The 5231-nt window shown below is 74.1% G+C and carries 1 protein-coding gene; it reads right to left on the reverse strand.

From position 1 onward, the window contains the following. Positions 1-5231 (reverse strand): non-ribosomal peptide synthetase (locus tag IEY93_RS37090; protein WP_189167840.1); only part of this gene is annotated, 5231 nt, incomplete at both ends.

Below are 5231 nucleotides of genomic sequence, written 5' to 3' on the forward strand. Positions count from 1 at the left end.
GCGAACGACAACGGCACCCGCTCCGGCCGCACCCGCCGCTCCAGCGCGAGCTGCACCTCGCCACCGCCGTCCAGCCGCCCGGCCAGCTCGGCCACGGTGGGCGACTCGAACAGATACCTGATCGGGATCTCGGTGCGCAGTCGCTCGCGGATCTCGCGGGCCAGTTTGGTGGCCAGCAGCGAGTGCCCGCCCAGGTCGAAGAAGTCGTCGTCGATGCCGACCTGCTCGACCCCCAGCACCTGGGAGAACAGCTCGCAGAGCACTTCCTCGCGCTCGCCGCGCGGGCCGCGTCCACCGCCGCCCTCCCACACCGGAACCGGCAACGCCGCCCGATCCAGCTTCCCGTTCAACGTCAACGGCAACCGATCGACCACCATCACCACCGACGGCACCATGAACTCCGGCAACCGCTCCCGCACGAACCCCCGCACCACCTGCCCGTCCACACCGGTGTCAGCGGGCAGGACGGAGGGACGGGTGGTTCCCGCCGCGTTCGTCCCGGTTCCGCCGGCCGGGACGACGTAGGCGACCAGGCGGGTGGCGCCGTCCGGGCCCTGGTGCGGGACCACCGCCGCCTGCTGCACCTCCGGATGATCGGACAGCACGGCGACCACCTCGCCGGGCTCGACCCGGAACCCGCGCACCTTGACCTGGTCATCGACCCGGCCGGCGAACTCCAGCACCCCGGCCCGGTTCCACCGCACCACATCCCCGGTCCGGTACATTCGCGCGCCGGGCGGACCGTACGGATCGGCCACGAAACGTTCGGCGGTCAACCCGGCGCGGCCGTGGTAGCCACGCGCGAGACCCGCCCCGGCGACGTACAGCTCGCCGAGCGCGCCGGGCGGGACCGGCCCGAGCCCCGCGTCCAGCACGTACGCGCGGGTGTTGCCGATCGGGACGCCGATCGGGATCTCCGCCGGCCAGTCACGCACGTCGCCGTCCACCGACAGGGCGGTGACCATGTGGGTCTCGGCCGGCCCGTAGATGTTGTGCGCGCGGCGGCCCGCCCGGCGGCCGTAGAACTCCCGGAAGTGCCCGCCGACCGTGAACGCCTGGCCGCCCTGCAGGACGTCGGTGAGGGAGGGCAGGTCGCTGCCCGTCTCGCGGGCCGCCTCGAACAGCGCCTCGATGGTGAGGGTCGGGCCGTACACCGTGTTCACCCGGTGGCGGTCGACCCAGCGGACCAGCGCGTGGGCGTCCTTGCGCAGCTCGTCGGTCGGGACGACGAGGGTCTGCCCGGACACGAGAGCCGAGAAGATCTCCTGGACGGAGAAGTCGAAGGTGACGGCGGTGAACTGGCCGGTCCGGGTGCCCTCCGCGCTGGGCAGGTTCGCGCGGTGCCAGGTCAGCAGGTTGACCATCCCGGCCATCGGCATGAGCACGCCCTTCGGCCGCCCCGTCGACCCGGAGGTGTACACCAGGTAGGCCGGGTTCGCGGGGTGCGCCGGACGGGGGCGGTCGGCGTCGGTGACCGTGGCCGGGGAGGCGTCGCGCACGCGGGCGGCGGTGCCGGGGTCGTCCAGGACGACCAGCCGGCCGGCCCACCGGTCCGGCAGCCGGCCGGCCACCGAGGCGACGGTCACCACGGCCGCCGGCGCGGCGTCGTCCAGCGTGTACTCGACGCGCTCGGCCGGGTGGTCGGGGTCCATCGGCAGGTAGGCCGCGCCGGCGGTGACGGCGGCGAGCATGGCCACGACCATCTCCACCGAGCGGGGCACCACGATGGCCACCACCCGTTCGGGGCCGGCGCCGTGCTCGATGAGCACCCGGGCCAGCCGGTTGGCCCACGCGTCCAGCTCGGCGTAGGACAGCCGTCCCCCTTCGCCGATGACGGCGAGGGCGGACGGGGTGCGGGCCACGGCGGCGGAGACCAGCTGCGGCACGGTCACCGGCGGGACGGCCATCGCGGTGTCGTTACGCCGGACGAGCAGCTCCTCACGCTCGACCGGATCCAGCACCTCCAGGGCGCCGATCCGCCGGTCGGGGTCGGCCACGGCCGCCGCGAGCAGACGCCGCAACCGTCCCACCAGCGTCTCGACGGTCGAGCGGTCGAACAGGTCGGTGCTGTACTCCACCAGCCCGTCCAGCCCGGCGCCCGTCCCCGGACGCTCGGTCAGGCTGAGGAACAGGTCGAAGCGGGAGGTCCCCGTACGCGGCGGATCGGCGAGGGTGACGTCGAGCCCTGGGACGCCGAGGTCGGCCTGCGGGGTGTTCTGCAGCGCCATCGACACCTGGAAGAGGGGGTGATGGGACATGGACCGGGAGGGGTTCAGCTCCTCCACCAGATGCTCGAACGGCACGTCCTGGTTGGCGTACGCCCCCAGCGCCGTCTCCCGCACCCGCCCCACCAGCTCACCGAACGACGGCTCCCCCGACACATCCGTCCTGATCACCAGCGTGTTCACGAAGAACCCCACCAGATCACCCAGCGCCTGATCGGTCCGCCCCGCGATCGGCACCCCCACCGGCACATCCGGCCCCGCACCCAACCGCGACAGCAACGCCGAAAGACCCGCCTGCACCACCATGAACAACGACGCACCCCGCGACCGGGCCAACCGCAGCAGACCCTCGTGCAACCCGGCATCCCAGCCGAACGTCCACACATCCCCCCGGTAGGACGTCACCGCCGGCCGGGGACGGTCCGCGGGGACCTCGATGCGCTCGGGCAGGCCCGCCAGTCGCTCCCGCCAGTACGCGAGCTGGCGTCCCAGCCGGCTGTCCGGCTCGCCCGCCTCGCCCAGCACCTCCCGCTGCCACAACGCGTAGTCCGCGTACTGCACCGGCAGGCCGGCGAACGCGGGGGCTTCGCCGCGGCTGCGCGCCTGGTAGGCGGCCATCAGGTCACGGGAGAGCGGGGCGAACGACCAGGCGTCGCTGACGATGTGGTGGAGCATGACCATCAGCACGTGATCGCGGGGCCCGACCCGCCACAGGCGTGCCCGCAGCGGGATCTCGCGGGCCAGGTCGAAGGTCGTGCGGGCCGCCTCGTCCAGCACGGCGGGGACCTCCGCCTCGGCCACCTCCCGCACCTCCAGCGCGGGACGGGCCGCGCCCGGGTCGAGGACGCGCTGGTAGGGCGTGCCCTCGTGCTCGGGGAACACGGTGCGCAGCGCCTCGTGCCGCGCGACCACGTCGCCGAGCGCGGCGCGCAGCGCCTCCACGTCCAGCTCGCCGCGCAGCCGCAGCGACCAGGGCACGTTGTAGGTCGCGCTCGGCCCTTCGAGGCGGTCCAGGAACCACAGCCGGCGCTGCGCGAACGACAACGGCACCCGCTCCGGGCGTTCCCGCCGCTCCAGCGCGAGTTGCAGGTCGGCGCTCTCGTCCACGCATTCGGCCAGCTCGGCGATGAACGGCGCCTCGAACAGGCTGCGCACGGCGACCTCGGCGCCGAGCCGGACGCGGATCCGGCTGATCACCTGGGTGGCGAGCAGGGAGTGGAAGCCGAGCTCGAAGACGTTGTCCTCCGGGTCCACGGCGTCCAGGCCCAGCACCTCGGCGAAGATCTCGCACAGGATCTCTTCGGTCGGCGTCGGGTCGGCACCGGCGGGCCGGAGTACCTCCGGCACGGCGGTGGAATCGTCCGGCCGCGGGTCCGGCGCCGGCTCCAGCCGCCGCTCGGCCGGGTTCCAGCGCACCCGCAGCCCGGTGCGCCACAGCCGCGACCCGGGCGGGCCGAAGGGGTCGGCCACCAGGCAGGTCGCGGCCTCGCGGATGGCGGCCGACGGCGCGCCGGCGCGAGGGCCGGTTCCGGCGGCGAGGTACAGCTCCCCAGGGGTGCCCGCGGGCAGCGGCCGCAGCCAGGCGTCCAGCACGTACGCGGCCACGCGCCCGTCCGGGGCCGGCGCGGCGAGCACGGGGACGCCGCCGCCCGCGTCCGGTGCAGCCGTGGACACCGCCCGCTCGGCGTCTCCGCCGAGAAGAGACGCGATCCGCCCGGCGTCCCCGCCAAGGAGGGGGGCGATCCGCGCGGCCCCCGGGCCGAGGAGGGAGGCGATCTGCCCGGCGTCGGCGCGGAGCGGCGCCATCTCCCGGCGCTCGGCGTCGTCCAGCAGCTCGACGCGATGGATCGGCAGGCCGGGGTCGGCGACGACGGCGGCGAGCAGGCGCCGGTACCGGTCGACGAGCCGCTGCACCGTGTCGCGGTCATAGATGTCGGTGTCGTACTCGACGAAGCCGACGTAGCCCGCCGTGTCGTCGTCCGCGGCCGAGGTCCCCTGCACGTGGACGGCGAGGTCGAAGCGCGAAGTCCCGGTGAACCCCTCTTCGGGGACCGCTTCGAGGCCACGGGCCGTGAGGGGGTCGAGCGGCTCGTTCTGGAAGCCGAGCGAGATCTGGAACAGCGGGCTGCGCGACATCGACCGGTTGGGGTTGAGCACCTCGACCAGGTACTCGAAGGGGACGTCCTGGTTGGCGTAGGCGGCGAGCGCGGTCTCCCGGACCCGGCCGAGCAGCTCGGCGAACGTCGGCTCGCCGGAGGTGTCGGTTCTGATCACCAGGGTGTTGACGAAGAACCCCACCAGGTCGTCCAGCGCCTCGTCCGTGCGGCCCGCGACCGGGGTGCCCAGGGGGATGTCGGTGCCGGCGCCGAGCCGGGTGAGCAGCGCGGCCATCCCGGCCTGCAGGACCATGAAGACGCTGGCGTTGCGCGACTGGGCGAGCTCGGCCAGCCCGCGCTTCAGCTCCGGGCCGAAGTCGAACATCAGCAGCGCGCCCTGGTGCGCGGCCCGTGCCGGACGCGGCCGGTCGGCGGGCAGGGTCACTTCCTCCGGCAGCCCGTCGAGCCGGTCGCGCCAGTAGGCGAGCTGGCGGGCGAAGCGGCTGCCGGGTTCGTGCTCGTCGCCGAGGAGCTCGCGCTGCCAGAGCGCGTAGTCGGCGTACTGCACCGGCAGCTCCGCCCATTCGGGGGCTTGTCCCGCGAGACGGGCCTCGTACGCGGCGGCCAGGTCGCGCCCGAGGGGGGCGAACGACCAGGCGTCGGTGACGATGTGGTGGAACACCACGACCAGGACGTGTTCCTCGGCGCCGAGGCGCCACAGCCGTCCCCACAGCGGGATGTCGGTCGTCAGGTCGAACACGTGCCGGGCCGCCTCGTCCAGCGCCCGGCGCAGCTCCGCCTCGGTGAGCTCGCCCACCTCCAGCACCGGGGCGACCGCGTCCGGGTCGAGGACGCGCTGGTAGGGCGTGCCCTCGTGCTCGGCGAACACCGTACGCAGCGACTCGTGCCG

This window comes from Sphaerisporangium melleum, assembly GCF_014646695.1.
Classification (GTDB): Bacteria; Actinomycetota; Actinomycetes; order Streptosporangiales; family Streptosporangiaceae; genus Sphaerisporangium; species Sphaerisporangium melleum.